17 protein-coding genes are annotated in these 19,390 nt (G+C 65.1%); 9 read left to right on the top strand and 8 right to left on the bottom strand.

Features of this window, described 5'->3' with window-relative positions; all coding sequences use genetic code 11:
* Position 1 precedes the first annotated feature (1 nt).
* On the top strand, positions 2-988 hold the full coding sequence (gene mltG / locus DT069_RS07175; RefSeq protein WP_119459591.1) for an endolytic transglycosylase MltG: 987 nt from the start codon (positions 2-4) through the stop codon (positions 986-988).
* Between the two features lie 182 nt (positions 989-1,170).
* On the opposite strand, the gene DT069_RS07170 is transcribed toward mltG, so the two are convergent.
* Positions 1,171-2,037 carry a LysR family transcriptional regulator gene (locus tag DT069_RS07170; protein WP_119459590.1) on the bottom strand — a complete coding sequence of 289 codons (867 nt, stop codon included), beginning with the start codon at positions 2,035-2,037 and terminating at the stop codon, positions 1,171-1,173.
* 94 nt (positions 2,038-2,131) lie between these two features.
* Between DT069_RS07170 and DT069_RS07165 the strand changes: the two genes are divergently transcribed.
* Positions 2,132-3,040: an MBL fold metallo-hydrolase gene (locus DT069_RS07165; protein ID WP_119459589.1), complete on the top strand. Its 909-nt coding sequence runs from the start codon at positions 2,132-2,134 to the stop codon at positions 3,038-3,040.
* Positions 3,041-3,084: 44 nt separating this feature from the next.
* Here DT069_RS07165 and DT069_RS07160 read toward each other — a convergent pair whose 3' ends face one another.
* A complete protein-coding gene (locus DT069_RS07160; protein WP_119459588.1) occupies positions 3,085-3,843 on the bottom strand; it encodes an SDR family NAD(P)-dependent oxidoreductase in 759 nt (252 codons plus the stop codon).
* Between the two features lie 223 nt (positions 3,844-4,066).
* Between DT069_RS07160 and DT069_RS07155 the strand changes: the two genes are divergently transcribed.
* From DT069_RS07155 to DT069_RS07145, 3 genes are all read left to right on the top strand, one after another.
* The gene (locus DT069_RS07155) at positions 4,067-4,972 is read left to right on the top strand and encodes a YicC/YloC family endoribonuclease (protein ID WP_162913029.1); all 906 of its coding nucleotides are present in this window, start codon (positions 4,067-4,069) and stop codon (positions 4,970-4,972) included.
* A gap of 84 nt (positions 4,973-5,056) precedes the next feature.
* Entirely contained in the window at positions 5,057-5,662 is a 606-nt protein-coding gene (gmk, locus tag DT069_RS07150; RefSeq protein ID WP_425450088.1) for a guanylate kinase, read from the top strand.
* Positions 5,663-5,685: 23 nt separating this feature from the next.
* Positions 5,686-6,423 (top strand): SDR family oxidoreductase, encoded by a 738-nt coding sequence (locus DT069_RS07145; protein WP_119459585.1) that lies wholly within the window; start codon positions 5,686-5,688, stop codon positions 6,421-6,423.
* Positions 6,424-6,505: 82 nt separating this feature from the next.
* Here the strand turns inward: DT069_RS07145 and rsmA are convergent, their stop codons facing one another.
* From rsmA to lptF, 6 genes are all read right to left on the bottom strand, one after another.
* Positions 6,506-7,390, bottom strand: a complete 885-nt coding sequence (rsmA, locus tag DT069_RS07140) for a 16S rRNA (adenine(1518)-N(6)/adenine(1519)-N(6))-dimethyltransferase RsmA (RefSeq protein ID WP_425450074.1) — start codon at positions 7,388-7,390, stop codon at positions 6,506-6,508.
* A gap of 14 nt (positions 7,391-7,404) precedes the next feature.
* A complete protein-coding gene (pdxA, locus tag DT069_RS07135) occupies positions 7,405-8,433 on the bottom strand; it encodes a 4-hydroxythreonine-4-phosphate dehydrogenase PdxA (RefSeq protein WP_119459584.1) in 1,029 nt (342 codons plus the stop codon).
* Entirely contained in the window at positions 8,430-9,683 is a 1,254-nt protein-coding gene (locus DT069_RS07130) for a peptidylprolyl isomerase (RefSeq protein ID WP_119459583.1), read from the bottom strand. Before DT069_RS07130 ends, pdxA begins: the two co-directional genes overlap by 4 nt.
* Before the next feature lie 127 nt (positions 9,684-9,810).
* Positions 9,811-11,934, bottom strand: coding sequence for an LPS-assembly protein LptD (locus DT069_RS07125; RefSeq protein ID WP_162913028.1), 2,124 nt, complete (start codon positions 11,932-11,934; stop codon positions 9,811-9,813).
* Positions 11,935-11,973: 39 nt separating this feature from the next.
* Positions 11,974-13,074 carry an LPS export ABC transporter permease LptG gene (gene lptG / locus DT069_RS07120; protein ID WP_119459581.1) on the bottom strand — a complete coding sequence of 367 codons (1,101 nt, stop codon included), beginning with the start codon at positions 13,072-13,074 and terminating at the stop codon, positions 11,974-11,976.
* A gap of 18 nt (positions 13,075-13,092) precedes the next feature.
* The gene (gene lptF, locus DT069_RS07115; RefSeq protein WP_162913027.1) at positions 13,093-14,208 is read right to left on the bottom strand and encodes an LPS export ABC transporter permease LptF; all 1,116 of its coding nucleotides are present in this window, start codon (positions 14,206-14,208) and stop codon (positions 13,093-13,095) included.
* Between the two features lie 281 nt (positions 14,209-14,489).
* Here lptF and DT069_RS07110 point away from each other — a divergent pair, with 281 nt between their 5' ends.
* From DT069_RS07110 to DT069_RS07095, 4 genes are all read left to right on the top strand, one after another.
* Entirely contained in the window at positions 14,490-15,989 is a 1,500-nt protein-coding gene (locus DT069_RS07110) for a leucyl aminopeptidase (RefSeq protein WP_119459725.1), read from the top strand.
* Between the two features lie 65 nt (positions 15,990-16,054).
* The gene (locus tag DT069_RS07105; RefSeq protein WP_119459579.1) at positions 16,055-16,510 is read left to right on the top strand and encodes a DNA polymerase III subunit chi; all 456 of its coding nucleotides are present in this window, start codon (positions 16,055-16,057) and stop codon (positions 16,508-16,510) included.
* On the top strand, positions 16,507-17,235 hold the full coding sequence (locus DT069_RS07100) for a hypothetical protein (protein WP_119459578.1): 729 nt from the start codon (positions 16,507-16,509) through the stop codon (positions 17,233-17,235). Before DT069_RS07105 ends, DT069_RS07100 begins: the two co-directional genes overlap by 4 nt.
* Positions 17,236-17,421: 186 nt before the next feature.
* On the top strand, positions 17,422-19,380 hold the full coding sequence (locus DT069_RS07095; protein ID WP_119459577.1) for a methyl-accepting chemotaxis protein: 1,959 nt from the start codon (positions 17,422-17,424) through the stop codon (positions 19,378-19,380).
* Positions 19,381-19,390 lie beyond the last annotated feature (10 nt).

Here is a 19,390-nt window from a genome sequence, read left to right as displayed (position 1 = left end):
GATGCGGACGCGGCTGGCCCTTGCCGGCGGGCTCGCGCTGCTGGTTGTCGTCGGCTTTCTGGCGGGTGCGGCGCTCTGGGGCTATCTGCGGTTCGAGGCGCCGGGACCGGCGACGGTCGAGACCACGGTCCGGATCCCGCAGGGCCTGGGCGTCAACACGATCGGCCATCAGTTGGCCGATGCCGGCGTGATCGACAGCCCGCGGCTCTTCTCACTCGGCGTGAGGCTGCTCAGCGGCGGGCGTCCGCTGCAGGCGGGCGAGTACCGGTTTCCGGCCGGCGTCAGCAGCCGGCAGGTGATGGAGACGATGATCGAGGGCCGCACCGTGCGGCGCCGCCTGACGGTCGCGGAAGGCCTGACGACGGCCGAGATCATGGCTCTCCTGGCGGAGGCGGAGGGGTTGGAGGGCGATCTGCCGCCCGATTCCGAGTGGCCGGACCAGGGCACATTGCTGCCCGAAACCTACTTCTATTCCTGGGGCGACAGCCGCGCCGCGCTTCTCGAGCGGATGGCGGGGGCGATGGATGAGGCGTTGGCGGAGCTCTGGCTGGACCGGGCGCCGAATCTACCGCTGCGGACCCCGCGTGAAGCCCTGACTCTCGCCTCGATCGTGGAGAAGGAGACGGGGGTCGCGTCGGAGCGGCCGCGCGTCGCCGCCGTCTTCATCAACCGCCTGAACATGGGAATGCCGCTGCAGTCGGACCCGACAGTCATCTATGCGGTGACGCAGGGCAAGGAGGTGCTCGGGCGTTCTCTGACCCGCCGCGACCTCGCCAACGACCATCCCTACAATACCTATATGAATCCGGGCCTGCCGCCGGGGCCGATCGCCCATCCCGGTCGGGCCGCGATCGAGGCGGTGCTGAATCCGATGCAGACCGACGAGCTCTATTTCGTGGCCGACGGCAATGGCGGCCATGCCTTCGCCAAGACTCTCGCGGAGCACAACCGCAACGTCGCCCGCTGGCGTGCGCTTATGCGGCAATAGCCGGCGCCAGCTTCTGCTAGAGCATCCGCCGACCATGTTACAGCGTATCCAGCGGGGGCGGAGCCGTCGGCGCATCACCTGGGCCCTGACCTCTTTCGCGAACGGACGTCTTGGCAGACGATCGGAGCCGATCCTTCGATCTCGGAGTGCGAATGTCGTACAGACCAGAACGAACAGGAAGGTCAAAGGATCAGCGATCGCACTTCGGGCGCTGTCAGGAAGTCGATGAAGGCTCTCACCCGCGCCGGCAGATGCCGCCGCGACGGCATGACGAGGTACAACGGCAGCGCAGGTACCGGCTCTTCACAGGAAAGTCGCAGGAGCGTGCCCGATGCCACCTCTCCGGTGCAGATGCCTTCCGGCAGAAGGGCGATGCCCCGTGACCGAGTGGCCAGCATCTTGGCGAGTTCGAAGTTCCGCGTTCCAATCTGTCCGGCTTGTGCCCTCGCCCCGGATCGTCCCGCCAACCGGCGCGCGGGATCATGGATGACGTGCTCCGAAAGGTTCGAGAGCGTTCGCGTCGGCAGGCGTTCGGCCACGTATTGCGGACTGGCGTAGAAGGCGAGCGTCCCTTCACCCAGCTTTCGCGCCACGAGCCCGGCGCTTCCCGCTGCGCCGCCTCTGAGCGCGAGATCGATATTGTCGGCGATGAGATCGAGCGGCTCGTCGGTGACGAGGATCTCTATGCGGGTCGCGGGATGACGGTCCGCGAAGGCGCCGAGCATCTCGGCGAGCCCGCGCTTCGACATGTCGATTGGCACCGTGATGCGGATCGTCCCTGAAAGATCATGCGGCCGGGCCAATTCGGCTTCGGCTGCCGCCAAGCTGTCGATGGCCTCCTCGCAGCGTTCCATGTACCGGCGGCCTTCCTCCGTCAGTGCCACGCGGCGGGTCGTGCGTTGCAGCAGGCGAACGTTCAGCCGCTCTTCCAGGGCGCGCACGCGGGCACTGACCGTCGAGCGGGGCAGCGACAGACGCCGGCCCGCCGCGGCGAAGCTCCCGGACCGGGCGACCTCGAGGAAGGCCTGGATCTGTATGAGGCTCGTCATTGAACAATCTTTTGCGACATACTGTGCAAGATTGTCCAACTAATCCGTCGAGTGCAGCGGCGCTATCGTTCCTCCGTCACAGGCGGAGGGAAGAATGCTGCTGACGAGACGTAATTTCCTGCGAGCGGTTGGGATCGTTGCCCTGGCGGGTGATGCCTTCGCCGCTGGTGAAGTCAAACCATCAGCTGTGCAGGCGGACGCCCCGGCACCCTATGTCGCGATCACCTGGGTCGGCGCCGCCACGATGGTCATCAGGTTCGAAGACCTTACGATCCTGACCGATCCGGCCCTCGGCGAGACCTTCGCCATGGGAGATCCGAACGACGCGGATCACCAGACGATTCGGACGCATCGACGGTTGACCCCGGTCTCCGGCCTCGACCTGAAGACCGTCGATCTCGTTCTGTTGAGCCACGCCCACCCGGATCATTTCGACCAACGGGCGGCGGCCGATCTCAATCGGTCGCTGCCGATCATCCTTCCCGCCGGCGACGAGAAGGCTATCGCTGGGAAGGGCTTCGAGGCGCTCGATACCATGGAATGGGGCGAGACGCGGCAGGTTGATGCCGGTGCCGGGCGTGTGACGATAACGGCGGTGGCGGCGCGCCATTCGCGGGATCCGGCGACGGCGAGGGTTCTTGGCCTAGGCAACGGCTATTGGATCACATTCAGCCGGGGCGACTGGACACGCACGCTGTATTGGACGGGCGATACCATGCCGACCGCCGACGTCGTGGAGGCAGTCAGGTCACTGGGCCGACCGGACATAATGGTGCCGCACGTCGGCGGCGTCGGTGTGAACGGCCCGTTGGGGCAGATCAGCATGGGGGCGGACGATGTCGTGGCGCTCGCCGCAGCGGTTCATCCGGCTTATGTCCTACCCGTTCACCACTCCACCTATGCGTTCTTCCGGGAGCCGATCAGCAGACTCGCGGAACGGAGCAAGGGACAGCCCTATCGGCTGGATCCCATCGATGCATGCGAGACGGTCGCGTACGACTAGAGCAAGATCGCGGAAACTGGGGGCAATTGGCAGCTTTTTCGCATCTATTTTTTCGGCAGCTTTCGCATGAACGGGTCCGTCAAGACCGGGGGCAACAGGCCGAGCAGCCAGGCGCCGGCATACATCGGCCAGGGAAAGGCGATCCGCGCCTGATTGCGGGCGAGGCCGCGCCGGACGATCTCCGCCGCCTTATCCGCTTGCATCAGGAACGGCATGCGAAACTTGTTGCCGGCGGTCATCCGGCTGACGACGAAGCCGGGGCAGATCACCGAGACGCCCACCCCATGCGCCTGCAACTCGCCGCGCAGCGCCTCGCCCCAGACGCGGACCGCCGCCTTGCTCGCGCAATAAGCCGGGGCACTTGGAAAGCCGCGGAAGGAGGCAAGCGAGCTCATCAGTGCGATCTGGCCGCGGCCGCGGCGCATGAGGTGCGGAATGGCCGGCAGCGCCGTGTTCAGCACTCCGTCGAGATTGGTGGCGAAGATCGCCCGCACCTGATCCGGGCTCTCGCCGCCATCGAAGGTCCCGGCTGAGATGCCGGCATTGGCGATGACGAGTTCCAGCGGGCTCTCGGCATCGACCTGGTCGATCCAGCGCGCCATCGCCGCCCAATCAGTAACATCGATCACCTCGGTGCGGACGCTGGCGCCGCGACCGCCGCAGGCTGCCGCTACCGCCGCCAGCCGCGCGCTGTCGCGTCCGGACAGGATCAGCCGGATCCCCGGGCGGGCGTAGACCAAGGCCAACGCTTCGCCGATGCCGCTGCTGGCGCCGGTGATCAGGATCGATCGCGGATCGCGCATGATGCTCCTGTTGCCCCTGCGGCCGGATGCTTGTTGCCGGCGCCACCAGCATCAACTTTCGTAGAAAGTTGGTTCATCGACTTCATTTCAAGTACCTGATTTACGCGCAAATTCGCGAAACGACGCGTTTCGCGAATTTGCGCGATCAGGTACTAGCGGTTTATAGTCCGCCCGCCCGCGATCAGACCACCCGATTTCTTGCGTTCCATCAGGAGGACCGCCTTTGTCCGTTGCCAGCATGACCGGTTTCGCCCGCACCGAGGGCAGCGTCGGGGATCTTCCCGGGGAACTTCGCTGGGCGTGGGAGATCCGAAGCGTCAACGGCCGCAGCCTCGATGTCCGCTGCCGGCTGCCGACGGGCTTCGATCGGTTCGATTCTATCGTTCGTGCCGCGGTGCCGGACTATTGCAAGCGTGGCAACGTCTCGGTGACGCTCACCGTTACGCGCGCCGGCACCGAAAGCCAGGTTCGCATCAATCGCGATCTCCTCGACCGCCTGCTCGCGCTGGTGCAGGAGGTGCAGGAGCGCAGCGTGATCGAGTTGGCGCCGCCGCGACTCGACGGGCTTCTGGCGGTGAAGGGCGTCGTCGAATCCATCGAGCCGGAGGAGAACGAGGAGGCGCGGATTGCGCGGGACAAGGTCGTGCAGGCGGGATTGACGGAGGCGTTGGATGCGCTGCGCAGGATGCGCGCGCAGGAGGGCGATCGCCTCGCCGCGCTGGCGCGGGGCCATCTCGACCAGATCGAGACTCTGCGCGCCGCCGCCGCCGGGGCCGCAGCGACTCAGCCGGACAGCGTGAAGGCCCGGCTGAAGATGCAGGTCGAGGCGCTGCTGGAAGCCTCGCCGGCGCTTCAGCCCGAGCGTCTGGCGCAGGAGGCGGCGCTTCTCGCGACGCGTGCCGATGTCCGGGAAGAGCTCGACCGCCTCGCCGCGCATGTTACCGCCGCCCGCGATCTGCTTACCGCAGGCGGGCCGATCGGCCGCAAGTTCGATTTCCTGTGCCAGGAGTTCAACCGCGAGGCCAATACGCTCTGCTCGAAATCCTCCGACGTGGCGCTGACGCGAATCGGCCTCGATCTCAAGGCGACGATCGAGCAGCTGCGCGAGCAGGTGCAAAACATCGAATAGGAAGAGTTCGTGGGGAGCATGGGGGGAACGGTAGCCGTGGGAGCCAAGAGCGCCGCCAATGTCGAGATTCGCCGTCGCGGCCTGATGCTCGTCCTGTCGTCGCCGTCGGGTGCCGGCAAGACCACCATCTCGCGCCGGCTGCTGGAGCGTGATGCCAATCTTCAGATGTCGGTATCCGTGACCACGCGGCCGATGCGTCCGGGCGAGGTCGAGGGTGTCGATTATTATTTCATCGACGCCGCCGCGTTCCGGCGGAAGGTCGACGAGCGCGCGCTGCTCGAATACGCCACTGTGTTCGGCCATGGCTATGGCACGCCGCGGGGACCGGTGGAGCAGGCGCTCGGCGCCGGGCGCGACGTGCTGTTCGACATTGACTGGCAGGGGACGCAGCAGCTGGCGGAGAGTGCCCGGCAGGACCTGGTCAGCGTGTTCGTGCTGCCGCCCTCGACGAGGGAACTGGAGCGGCGGCTCAAGGCCCGCGCCCAGGACAGCGATGCCGAGGTCGCCCGGCGCATGGCCAAGGCCGCGGACGAGATGAGCCACTGGGCGGAGTACGACTACATCATCGTCAATCACGATATCGAGGACAGCGTCCGCCGGGTCGAGGCGATCCTGATCGCCGAACGGCTGAAGCGCGAGCGGCAGATTGGCCTGCACGAGTTCGTTCGCGCGCTGCGCGAGGGGCAGTGAGCGCGGAAGTAGTTGAACATAGAATGTTGATCAACGCCGGATTCAACGGAAAGAGAGTCGTCGTTACCGGGGCCAGTCGCGGCCTGGGACAGGCGCTGTCGATTTGTCTCGCCGATCAGGGCGCCGAACTCGTTCTCCTCGCTCGAAGCATCGACGGCGCTCAGAAAACGGCCGAAATCATCGCGGAGCGAACGGGGCGGATCCCCGCGGCGTTCGCGGCCAACCTCGCCGATCCGGACAGTGTCGCGGCGGCCTGCGAGTCCGTTCTGACGCAGGACAATCGCGTGGATGTACTGGTCAACAACGGCGCACTCTGGCTGGCTGGAGGAATTGACGCTGCGACCGCCGCGCAGATCATCGAAACGGTCAACTCGGCCGTGACCGGATCCATTCTGATGGTCAAGCATCTCCTGCCGGGGCTCTGCCGCTCGCTGGCGGCCGATATCATCAACGTCGTTTCGACGGCCGGTTTGCCGAATGCTCCAAGGCAGGCGTCGGCGGCCTTTCATGCCGCCAAGCACGGCCAGTCGGGTTTCAGTGACCTGCTGCGGCAGGAGTTGAAGGAGCGGTCGATTCGCGTCACTGCGATCTATCCGCCGGACTTCGACGATTTGTCGCCGCTTGATCTGGGCTGGGAGCAGCCTCGAAGCAAGGAGAAGGGCGATCGCCTCAGCAACAGGGAGGTCGTCGATACCATCCTCTTCGCCTTGGCGCAGCCGAGGATCTGCTCGATCAGCGCGATCGTTCTCGACAATGCGTAACGTCCGACGGCGCGATGGACGCCCGGATCAACTCCGGGCATGACAAAGGCAGTCTTCAAGGGTACTCGCAATCCGCTTCAGCTTAGCGTGTCGGACGCTCCGCGGTCGCCAGCGCCTGCGCGATCGCGCAGAACTGCGCCACGCTCAACTCCTCGGCGCGCGCTGTTTCCGGAATTTCCGCCGCTGCGAGCAGGGGGGCGACATCGACCCCGAGCGTCCGCAGGCTCTGGCGCAGCATCTTGCGGCGCTGACCGAAGGCCGCGGCGGTCACCCGCTCGAGCCGCCTGATCTCCGCGGGGAAGAGCGGCTCCGGCCGCGGGGTTAGCTGGACCACCGTCGAGGTGACTTTCGGCGGCGGCGTGAAGGCGCGCGGCGGAATGTCGAACAGGCGACGCGTCTCGGTCAGCCACTGGGTAAGGACCGAGAGCCGGCCGTAGTCCTTGGTCCGAGGGTGCGCGGTCAGGCGGTCGGCGACCTCCTTCTGGAACATCAGCGTCAGGCTGTCGAAGGCGTGGGCCTTCGGCAGCCAGAGCAGCAGCAGCGCGGTCGAGATGTTGTAGGGCAGGTTGGCGACGATCCGGCGCGGCGGTTCACCGAGAGCGGCGGCATCGATCCCAAGCGCGTCGCCGAAGATCGGCTCCAGCCGGCCGGGATAGGCAGCAGCCAACTCCTGCAGCGCGGCGAGGCAGCGCTCGTCGCGCTCGATCGCGATGACCCGCGAAGCACCGGCCTGCAGCAGTGCGCGAGTCAGCCCGCCGGGGCCGGGTCCGATCTCGATGATCGTGCCTCGGCTCAAGTCGCCGGCGGCCCGGGCGATGCGCCCGGTCAGGTTCAGGTCGAGCAGGAAATGCTGGCCGAGCGACTTGCGTGCGCCGAGCCCGAAACGGGCGATCACCTCGCGCAGCGGCGGCAGGGCCGGTTCCGTTACCCTCGGTTCGGCGATTGCGCCCGTCTCAGGCTCCGACACGGGCGGGTGCGCCGTCAGGCGACCGCCGAGCGGCGCTGCCCGCAGGCGCGGCGTCGCGCCATGGCGGCCGCCGTGCTCAAGGCCGCGATCAGGCTGGCCTCGCTGGCGCGGCCGGTTCCGGCGATGTCCAGGGCTGTGCCATGGTCGGGTCCCGTGCGGATGAAGGGCAGGCCCAGGGTGATGTTGACGCCGCGCTCGAAATCGATGGTCTTGAGCGGGATCATCGCCTGGTCGTGATACATGCACAGAACCGCGTCATAGCGTGTGCGGGCCGCGGCATGAAACAGGGTATCGGCTGGTGCCGGTCCGGTCACCTCCACGCCCTCGGCGCGTAGGCGTTCCACCGCCGGCGCGATGATCTCGATCTCCTCGCGGCCGATATGACCGCCTTCGCCGCCATGCGGATTGAGGGCGGCGACGGCCAGGCGCGGCTGCTCCAGCCCGAAATCGCGGCGCAACGCAGCCGCCGTGATCGTTCCCGCTTCGACGATGGCATCGCCCGTGAGGCGGTTGACCGCCTCTCGCAGCGGCAGATGAACCGTCACCGGCACGACCCGCAGCCCGGGGCAGGCCAGCATCATGATCGGGGTCTGCTCGCCGCTCACCAGCGAGCCGAGGAACTCCGTATGCCCGGGATGCGTGAAGCCGGCCTCGTAGAGTGTCTGCTTGCGGATTGGATTGGTAACGATTGCCGCGGCCCGGCCGTCCTGCACCAGCGCGACCGCGCGCTCGATGGACTCGACCACCGCAAGCGCATGCTCCGGATTGGGTTGGCCGGGGCGGGAAGGAGCGCCGAGCGTCAGCGGCAGGACCGGCAGCACGTCTTCGAACTGTGCCGCTGCATCTTCGGGCCCCTCGATCGGCTGGATCGGGACGTTGAGATCGAGAGACTGCGCCAGTTCCGTCAGCCGCTCCGGATCGTCGATGAGGAAGAACTTGGCACCGTCGCGCCCGTTCAGCCATGTCTTCAGCGCGATCTCGCCGCCGATGCCGGCGGGCTCTCCCATCGTCACTGCGAGCGGCGGCAGGCGGATTTCCATCATACCCTCAGATCCACGAAGGCGGCGCGGCGCAGGTCGCGCATATAGCCGCGGGCCAGCAGATCGAGCCGCTCCCGGCCGATCCGCTCGGCAATCTCGTCGCGGGACGGAAGGCTTGCTTCGGGGATATGACGTTCGCAGACCATGAAGATTCCGATGCCGGTCTCGACCCTGAGCGGTTCGCTCGGCTCTCCGATCGGCAGATTGTAGGCGATCGGGCGGAGAATATCCGGCAGATCGCTGATCCTGACATTGGCAAGGTCGACATTTCCGTTGGGGTTCACCTCGCGGGCGACGCGCGTCATATCGCTGCAGTTCTTCGCCCGCTCGACCACCGACCGTGCCACGGTGTTCGCCTCGGCAACCGCGTCATCCGGAGCGCTCGCAGGCAGTGGCAGGAACACCTGCTTGAGACTGATCGTTCCTTCTTCCGGCATCCCGGCCCGGCGTTGGTCGCGAAGCGCCAGGATATGCAAACCGCCGGTATCGCGGATCGGCGCGGAAACCTGGCCCGGCTGCATCGCCCTGATCGCCGCATCGAGCGGCGGGCTGAGTTGGCCCGGACCGACCCAGCCGATGTCGCCCCCGGCCGCCGCGGTGGCCGACTGGGAGAACTGCCGAGCGACGGCGCTGAAGTCGGCGCCGCGGCGAATCTCGGCGATGAGACGTTCCGCGACGGCCCTCACCTGGGGTTCCTGGTCGGGAGAGTCAATGGAAAGGAAGACCTCGGAAACCAGATACTCCGGCTTGCCCTGGTTCTTGGCGATGCGGGCCAAGGCTTCGTCGATCTCATCCTCGCTCACCGTGATCGATGGGCTGAGCCGCATCCGGACGAGCCGCGTCCAGGCGAGATCGGCGTGGATCTGGGTCGCCACGGTGTCGAGCAGGATGCCATTGCGGTTGAGCACGGCCTCGAACTGCGGCAGCGTCATGTTGTTCTGCTGCGCCAACAGGGCCAGCTGACTGTCGATCTCCTCCTGCGGTATGGTCACGCCCAGGCGCTCCGCCTCTTGGAGCCGCAGCTTCTCGTCGATCAGCCCGCGCAGAACCTGCGGCATCAGGCGCTGGCGAATCTCGGGCGTATCCTCGAGCTGCGAGGAGACGAGAATCATCCGGATCCGCATGGAGACGTCGAGCAGTGAGATCACTTCATCGTTAACGACGGCGGCGATCCGTAGGCTGTCCTGCGCTTGCGCCGGTATCGCGATGCCCATGAAAACGAGAAGGATCGCAAGTCGAAACAGCGTCTTCAATGGAATGGTCTATCTCCGTGGTGCGGCGGCTTCAGGCGCCACCGGGCACTATAGGAAGCTCTCGATGGCCGGGCAATCCGCACCGTCCAGGCGATGCACCGGCGGCGGGCGCTGGTTCTGGCCCAGGCTAGAACCCGGCACCGAAGGCCCCCAGATATTTGAAGCCAACTGTTAGCAGAAAGGTGGTGGAGGGTTCAATCTCCCCGTCCTCATAGAAGGTGCGCGTGGCCGTGGTGCGGATCTCGATACACTCATCGACATAGCCGATCCCGGCACCATAGGACAAGGTTTTCCCGTCTTCGAGATCGTGACGGCCAGCGACCGATGCGAACCAGTTCTCGGAGAACCGCGAGTTGACGGTGGCGTAGATTTCCTCGCGATCGCCGAACTCGTCCTCCGCGTTGGCGTCCTCGTTCAGGAACGCATAGGACAGGCCGAAACTGAAGATCGGCGGCCCGGCCCTGAGCCGGACCTCGTTCCGTTCCGCCTCCAGGGTCTCCGAATCGAAGCGAAACCGGTAGAGGAAATCGAGATATCGGTTCGGCGACGCCTCGACGCGGCCGACGACATCCGACAGATTGTCCTCGATCCCCGTTCCCTCGCGGAAGTCGTCGCTTTCGTTGAACTGATAGCTTTGGCCGATAAAGGTCTCCAGATATCCGTCGCCCGCCCCGTAAAGGCTCCAGTTCACCCCATAATTGATCCGCTGGCCCGTATCGACGCGGTCTCTCCCGGCGAACCGGTTGGGGCTGAACAGGTTCGTTTCGTCGAACTCGATATCGAGGCTATCCTCGTTCGGGATGCGACCCGTATTGCCGCTGTTCGGCCCGACGATGACGGAGGCGACCGGTTCCAGCACCTCGTCCACCCGGCTATGATGGCGGACCAGGGGATAGCGCCACTCCGCAAACAGCTGAGGGAAGAACCGGCCCTCGATTCCGCTGAACGTATCGCCGGACGGATTCTGCAGATTGGAGTCGGGGTCCACCCCGTCGACCGAGTACAAATCGGTCTGCAGGCGGGCGCCCACGGTATAGATGTCGCCGGCGGGCGCGGTGTAGGGCAGCGTCCAGCCGGAGATCAGCGACAGGCGCCGGCTGTTGCGCCCTTCGATTCGCGATAGCGCCATCGCGTTCGCATCGAAGGTTAGATATTGCCCATAAGAGCCGGGTTCGCTTGCATAATCATAGGTGGCATATGGCAGAACGATGGGCGCTTCATCATTGTTGTCGATGTCGCGCGTTCCTTGGAACGTTAAGCCCTGCACCGATGCGTAGTTTCGCCCCTCGAACCCCTCGACGAAGGCGCGGCTGGTGAGGATCGTCTCGTCGTCGAAGTTGTAGAACCGTAGATAGGTCTTGTCGGTCGCGCGGTTTGCGTCGAAGCCCCAGCGCCATTCGTCATTGATGTCAAACCGTCCGGTACTGTCGATGTGGCCGCGGAATTGATCCTGCCGGCCATCATGCTCGGCAACGGTGGCGCTGCCGCCCAGCTCGATCTGGCCTTCAGCGAACCGCTGGCGGTATTCGCCGAGCAGGACTACGCTCTGCTTGCTCGTGATCAGCGGCGCCACGGTTGCATCCTTGTCCGGCGCGATATTGAAATAGTACGGCGTCTCGGCCGTGAAGCCGAGGTCGTCGGAGATGCCGAAGGTCGGCGAGAGGAAGCCGCTCTTCCGGTCCAGCGTCGGGTCCGGGTGCTCGAAATAAGGCGTGTACGCGATTGGGATGCCGAAAATCTCCATCCAGGCGTCCTGATACTGGATGAGCTGCTCTTCCTGATCGTGAACCACGCGGACCGCCTTGATCTGCCAGAGCGGCGCCCGCGTCGGATCCTCCTCGCAGAGATTGCAAGGGGAGAAGACCGCCTTCGAAAGCTCGGTGCGGTTGCCGTCCGTGCGCGTGCCCGACGCCGCGGCGACTCGGGATTGATCCGTCAACAGGATGCGGATATTCCGGATCACGCCTTCCTCGAGATCGTCGGTCAGTTCGACATAGTCCGCGAACATGACCTCGCCGCTAGGTTCCAGCAGACTGACATTGCCGGATGCCGTGACGATGGCGGTGCGCTCGTTGTAGGTCAGCGTGTCTGCCAGCAGAACGCGGTCGTTCTGCGATACCTCGACATTGCCGGAGGCGACGACGATGCCGAGCTCCTCGTCATAAGTGACCTGATCAGCCGACAGGAGGATCGGAGCATCCTCATCCACCGGCTCTTGCGCGTGACTGAACGTCGCGGGCAGAAGCGCCAACGCGACAATAATCCCCCAAGCCCAACTCCGCATGGGCGGCTAACCGTCCTCTAGATGTAAGAGCATCGCGATCCCCAGCATCGTGCTCACCCCCGCCGGTGTCCAGGCCGCGAGCGGTAGCGGGATGCTGGAAGTCAGGCCCAGGGCGAAGACGATGTCCGAAAGGAAATAGAGCAGGAAACCGCTCAAGGTTCCAGCCCCGATGAGCAGCGCCGCGCCGCCGCGCCGCTGTGGCCGCAACGCGAATGTGGCGGCGAGCAGGACCATGGCGCACAGCAGCAACGGCGTGGCGATCAGCCGATGCAGTTGCAGCCGATGCGGTCGCGTGGGAAGGCCCGTCTTCTCGAGCACCTCGATGTAGCGCGGCAGGTCCCAGAAGGAGAGCGCGCGGGACGACGTGAATCCGTCGGCGATCTGATCGAAGGACATGTTCGTCGCCATTCGATAACGGTCCTCCCGCCGGGTTGGTGCGTCCGGCCGGGTGATCCGCGCCTGTTCCAAGGTCCAGAACCCATCGGCAAGCCGCGCCTTTGGGGCGTCGATCCGCGCGACGAAGCGATCATCGGGAGTGTAGCTCAGGATCGTGACCTGCTGCAGCGCCTGATTTTCGGGCGCGATCCGTGCAGCGTGAATGATCGACTGCCCCTGCGAACCGGCCTGTCGCAACCAGAGTCCGTTCTCCGATGCAGTGGCGAGGCTGCTTCCGCCTCTCTCGTCGCGCTCGAAAATATACTCGAACCGCCCCATCATCGCCGCCGCCAGGGGGTCGACGGCCATCACCCGGATGGCGCCGATCATCAGAACCACGACGAGCGCCGGCATCAAGAACTGCCAAACCGACACACCGCTGGCGCGGGCGACGACCAGTTCGTTTGACCGCGTCAATTGCCAATAGGCGCCCAGCCCGCTGGCCAGAACGGTGAAGGGCAGAACCTCCTGCGCGGTGAAGGGCGTCTTCAAGGCCGCCATCCCCAGCGCCCAGCTTAGGCCGAGCTGTTCGTTGTCGGCGATGCGGCGCAGCAACTCGATCGTCTCGGCAAGATAGATGATGCCGATGATGCCCAGCAGGACCGAGACGAACCACAGCAGGAAGTGCCGGGCGATATAGAGCGAGAGCGTCGTCGACAGCGACACGGTCATGGCGGCCCGTTTCCGTAACTACTGTGTACCGTGTGGGAGCGCCAGACGCCGTCGGCCGCGCCGGGACTGCAGCAGGACCAGGAACCCAAACAGCGTGGGCACCAGCGGCCCGAGATACATCAACGGCACTGCGGCGGGCATTCGCCCCGCCAGATTCTGCATGCCGAGGCTTAAAACCTGCAGCAGGACGACCGCCAGTATGGCGCTGGCGATCCGGCCGATTTGGCCGCGCCGCTGAAAGTCGCCGGAGAGCAGGAACGCCAGCCCGACCACGGCAAAGGCGAAGCAATAAAGCGGCGTGATCAGCCGCTGATGGCCCTCGACCCGCAACCGGTCCCGTCTCTCCTGGTTGTGGACATCGGTCGGAAAGAACAGCTCTTCGAGATAGAGCTCCTTGGCGTCGCGCGATCGCGGGTCGGTCGACGGCGCCAGTTCCGAAAGCTCGACGACCGCCCGGTCGAAATAGAGCACCGACACCTCGCCATCGTCCTTCTGGGCCTGCTGATAGGTCCCGTCCTGCATGATGAGGCGTGGTCCCGCGTCGCCGGTGACGATGGCGCCGACGGCGGCGGTATAGGTGACGGGCTTCCCGGCGACGCGGCTGTCATAGACCAGCACGCCCCTGAGCCCGCCGTCCGCGTCGCGCTCCCGGGCAAAGAATGTGAGGCCGTCCGCGATGTCGGTGAACACGCCTTCCTGGAGAACGACCTGCGCATAGCTGTTCCGGATCGTGTATTGCAGGTCCTTGAAGGCCCTGAACGAAGCGGGAAGGAAATACAAGGTAAGCGAGAAGCCGATCAGTGTCACGATGCTTGCCAGAATCATTGCCGGGCGCGCGATCGCGACCGGACTCAGCCCGGCGGCGCGCAGAACCACCAATTCGCTATCGACGATCAGCTTGTGATAGACGAACATCACGGCGATGAACAGGGACACCGGCAGGATCACTGCCAGCAGACTCGGCATCATCAGCGCCAGGAAGTAGAGGGAAAGGCCGAGCGGCAGTCCGTGATTGATGATCATGTCGACGAAGCGCAGGGATTGGCTGAGCCAAACCGCTACCGTCAGGGCCAGAGTCACGAACAGGACGACGACGACGATTTGCTTTGCGATGTAGCGGGTTACGCCCTTCATGCGCGGCATCATATGTCGAGCGCCGCGTCACGGCATAGCATCAATTGGAGGCCGCGGCGTGCACTCGGCATCCGGCTTTATCCCGCCGCGTCGCTATGCTACAGGTCGATGACCAATCGGCGGCGCAGCGCCGATGTCCGGTCGTGGAGATCCGCGGACCGCCGCCTCTCGGAATTTGCCGCGAGAACGGGCCTCTACGTCACGAAGTTCATTCCGGCGTTCGTCGAATGCCGGTATGGAGGTGAAGGGCCTGCGCCACTGCTACAGTTGAAGGGATGGTCATGAAGATCGCTTTTGCCAAATCGGAACTGCCTACCTCCGGCGCGATCGTTGCCGGCGTGCTCGAGGGCCGCACTCTGACCTCGACTGCCGCGGCGCTTGATCGACAGACGAACGGGGCGGTGACTCGTGCTCTGGCGGGCAGCCGGTTCAAAGGAAAATCCGACGACATGCTCCCCCTGATCGCGCCGTCCGGTCTGGAATTGTCCCGCATCCTGCTGGTTGGCCTGGGCAAGCCGGCCTCGCTCGACGCCCTGACGCTTCAGGCGATCGGCGGCCGAGCCCTGTCGCATCTCAACAGCGTCGGCGAGACGACGGCCGCGGTGGCGATCGATGCGGTCGACGGCGCCAAGCTTTCGCCGGCCGAGCAGGCGGCGAATCTGGCCTTCGGGGCGCGGCTGCGAAGCTACCGGTTCGACAAATACCGCACGACGGAGAAGCCGGAGAACAAGCCGAGTCTGAAGAAGTTGACCGTCATGGCCGACGATGTCGCCGGCGCGAAGAAGGCTTATGAGCCGCTGGACCGGATCGGCGACGGAATCTTCATGACGCGCGACCTCGTCTCGGAGCCGGCAAACGTTATATATCCCGAGAGCTTGGCAGAGCAGGCGAAGACGCTATCTGAGCTTGGCGTCGAGGTTGAAGTGCTGGGCGAGAAGCAGATGAAGAAGCTCGGCATGGGGGCTTTGCTCGGTGTCGGGCAGGGCAGCATGCGGGAATCGCAGCTCGTCGTCATGCGCTGGATGGGCGCCGCGAAACGAAAGGATCAGGCGCCGGTGGCCTTCGTCGGCAAGGGCGTCACCTTCGATACAGGCGGCATTTCCATCAAGCCGGCCGGCGGCATGGAGGACATGAAGTGGGACATGGCCGGGTCCGGCGTGGTGATCGGCCTGATGCGGGCGCTGGCCGGCCGCAAGGCGAAGGTCAACGCCGTCGGCATCGTCGGGCTGGTCGAGAACATGCCTTCGGGAACGGCGCAGCGTCCGGGCGACATCGTCACCTCGATGTCCGGGCAAACCATCGAGGTGATCAACACCGACGCGGAGGGTCGGCTGGTCCTGGCCGATGCGCTCTGGTACTGCCGCGACCGGTTCAAGCCGCAATTCATGGTCGATCTGGCGACGCTCACGGGCGCGATCATGGTTGCGCTGGGCAAGGAGCATGCCGGATTGTTCTCCAACAATGACGAGCTTGCGGAGCGCCTGCTGGCGGCAGGGAAGACGGTCGGCGAGCCGCTTTGGCGGATGCCCCTCGGTGACAACTATGACAAGCAGATCAACTCGGATGCCGCCGATATGAAGAATGTCGGCGGCCGCAACGGCGGCAGCATCACCGCCGCGCAGTTCCTGCAGCGCTTCGTCAAGGACACGCCCTGGGCGCATCTCGATATCGCCGGCATGGCTTGGTCGGACAAGGACGCGCCCATTATTCCGAAAGGCGCGACCGCCTTCGGCGTGCGGCTGCTCGACCGCTTCGTGGCTGACCACTACGAGGAGAAGTAGTCGGGCAACGCGATCTCCATCCCGAGCCTGCCTCCCGGCAGGCTCGGGATGGAGGGCGAATACAGATGACCGAAGTCCGCTTCTATCAACTGCAGCGGAGCAGCCTCGAAGAGGTTCTCCCTCAACTCCTGGAGAAGACTTTCGAGCGTGGCCAGCGCGCGGTCGTGATGACCGGTTCAGAGGAGCGGGCCGAGGCGCTGACGGCCCATCTCTGGACCTATAAGGACCGCCGCTTCCTGCCGCATGGCAACGCGCGCGACGGGCATGCGGCGCGCCAGCCGATCTGGCTGACGCCGGAAGACGAGAATCCGAACGACGCCCAGGTTCTGTTTCTCACCGACGGGGCGGTCTCGGATCATGTCGGCGACTTCGCGCTCTGCATCGAGCTCTTCGACGGTAACGACACCGATATCGTGGCCGCTGCCCGGCGGCGATGGACGACCTATAAGAAGGCCGGGCACGACCTGACCTATTACCAGCAGACCGAGGGGGGACGGTGGGAGGAAAAGAAGGGCGGGTGACGAGCGCACCGGCTTTGCAAGCCGAGGGGTCGGCTTTTGACCGTTCGATCGGCGCATTTGTTCTGCAGCGATACTCCGTCGTCTATCCGGTGGCATTCCTCCTGACGGCGGTCGTCATGATCCTGCTGACCCTGAACCTCACGGCTGTGGAGCGGCTGTCGCAGGAGAACCAGGTCATCGAGAATATGACAGTGGTCCTCTACGGGCTGGCGATTCTCTGGCTGGTTCTGGGCGGGAACGGCGACCGGCTCTTCCGTTATCAGTCGGCCTTCCTCCTCGCTGTGATGGCCGCGCGGGAGCTGTCGTTCCAAAAGGCGTTCACGACGGAGAGCATGACGCGTACGAGCTACTGGATCCGATCCGAGGCTCCGCTTTCCGAGAAGCTCATGGCGGGGGCGGTGGCCTTGTTCGTCATTTATTACGTTCTCCGCTATCTCGCGACCCATCATCGGCGGCTGTGGCAAGGGCTGCGGGAGGGGCGCTGCCATGCCGTCTCCATTGTGGCGGCGGCGATGCTCGTCCCGGTTTCGAAGATTCTCGATTCGACCTCGCGCGTCCTGAGAGACAAGTTCAGCATGCCGGTTCCCGACGACATCGGCGACGTCATGGGGCTGTTCGAGGAGATGCTCGAACTCGGCATTCCCCTGGTCGTGCTGTGGGCCCTATGGCAGGTCGCCCTCGGCGCTGATCGCCGAAGCCTGAGAGATTCCTGCAGCAAGACATGAAGACTGTCGCGCAGGAGCTCGCGATCTCGGCCGATTTGGGCGTCGCTCGTTAACCACTTCGCAAGGCTGAATTCTTACCATCGCCGGCGCCGGGCGTGAACACGCCATGCGCTGATTCCCGGCTCGCGGGAAGGATGAAGCGCCGGTCCATGCATCGGCTCGGGGGAACTTGGGGGGCAATACGACATGGGCCTCTGGGCTGGCCGACGTAAGCTTTCTGTTTCAGACGCCGAGATCATCGCCGAAGCCGGCGAGGCGGCGACCGGCCAGACTCAAGCCTCGGAGCCGTCCTTGGCTGCGCGCGATCAGCAGATCGTCGCAAGCCTCGCGGCGATCGCGACCGGCGACTTCTCGCAGCTCCCCGACGGGACCGACGCGCTGTCGCTCGAGGTGCGGCGATTGGCGGGGGTGCTAGAGGCGCGCCAGCAGCAGATCGTCGCGGCCGAACAGGCGATTGAGCAGGTCGTCGGCGCCGTCGAAAGCATCCACAACCTGCAGAAGCATGTCCGACGCGCCGGCGAGACGCAGATCCAATCGATCGGCGAAATCGATGTCCGCTCGACCAAGTTGAAGCAGGCGCTCGAGGGTGCGATCGAGGGCATCACCACCAGCACCGAGACGGCCTCCGCCCTGCAGACCAGCGTCGCCTCGGAGCTCGCCGACGTCACCTCGACTGTCCGCAACGACCTGGAAAGCGTCGCCGAGGAACTGAACCGCAAGGCCGATCAGGTGGTGCAGGTTCTGGGCGAGATCGAGGATATCGGCAAGAGCATCAATCTCCTGGCTCTCAATGCGACCATCGAGGCGGCTCATGCCGGCGAGCATGGCCGCGGCTTCGCGATCGTCGCCAAGGAAGTGCGCGATCTGGCGCAGCGGACGATGAAGGGCGCCGGCGAGGCCACCCAGAGGATCGATCTTTCCGCAGTGCAGGAACGCATGAACGGCGTCGTCGACCGAGCCGGTACGGGACTCGGCAAGCTCGACGGGCAGGTACGCGAAACGCTGGGCCAGCTCCATACCCTGTTCACGGATATGAGCGGCAAGCTCAAGCTGATCCACGAGAACAACCAAGTAATCCGCGAGGCGCTGGCCAACAGTCAGAGCGCCTCCGACCGGGTGTCGAGCAAGGGGCAGTGGGAGCAGGCGCTGACCGCCGGTCTGCTCCAGGGCCTGGCTGGTCCTGCAAGCCACCACGCTTCTGCCATCGCCGACCTTTTGAAGCGCAATCATCTGAACACTGCGGCGGACTTCGACAGACTCGACGAGATCCTTCGCCGCGGCATGGTCCGGATCGCGATCGAGCCCGCCTTCATCGGCCTGTCCTTCCGGTCGCGGCCCAGCGAACCGCTCCGCGGTCTCGATGTGGATTACGCGACCGCCTTCGCGCAGTGGCTCGGCGTCAAATGCGAGTTCGTCGAGCATCCGTGGGATCTGTGCACGGAGCTGCTGGATATCGGCCGCACGCCGCAGGAACCGCCGGCCGATATGGTCTGGAGCGCTCTGCCGCCGAATGTCGTCTATGACGGCGTCGCCTTCTCGGAGAGCTACACCTATCTGGAATATGTCCTGGCCCGACGGCGCGGCGACAGCAGCATTACGCGGCTCGCCGACCTCGACGGCAAGGTGCTGGGCTGTATCAACGATCCCGGCGCCTTCACGACCTTGGAGCAGGCCGGGCTGCGGTGGGGCGCCAATACCGACAAGCCCGGCGGCCGGACCCATCTCGGAAACCTGATCGCCTATACCGATCAGAGCCGGATTCACGATTGCCTGGCCGACGGCGTGGTCGACGCCTTCGTCGTCGACAAGCCGATCTACTATTGGGCCAGCACGCATGCCGACAGCCCATGGCGGGAGCGGATCGAGATCATTCCCGGAAACCTCGCCGCCGAGCCCTGGTTCTATGCCGTCGGCGTGGCCGCGCGGCCGTCCTCCTATCGGCTGCTCGCCAAGGTCAACGAGTTCATCGCTTGGTTCTCCGGCTGCCCCGAGCGCGCCGCGATCGAGGAGGCCTGGCAGGGTCAGGTCGTCGAAGGATCGGGCACCTACCGCACTGAGCCGGGCAGCCTTGCCGGCATCGAACGGTTGAAGGATCTCTACGAATCCCACCGCCGCGCGCATGGACTGCCGATTGAAACCGCGTAAATCGCCCGCA

This window comes from Virgifigura deserti, from assembly GCA_003576685.1.
GTDB classification, from domain to species: Bacteria; Pseudomonadota; Alphaproteobacteria; order Dongiales; family Dongiaceae; genus Virgifigura; species Virgifigura deserti.
The sequence above is the reverse complement of the archived record's forward strand: the minus strand, read 5'-3'. Positions and strand labels throughout refer to the sequence as shown.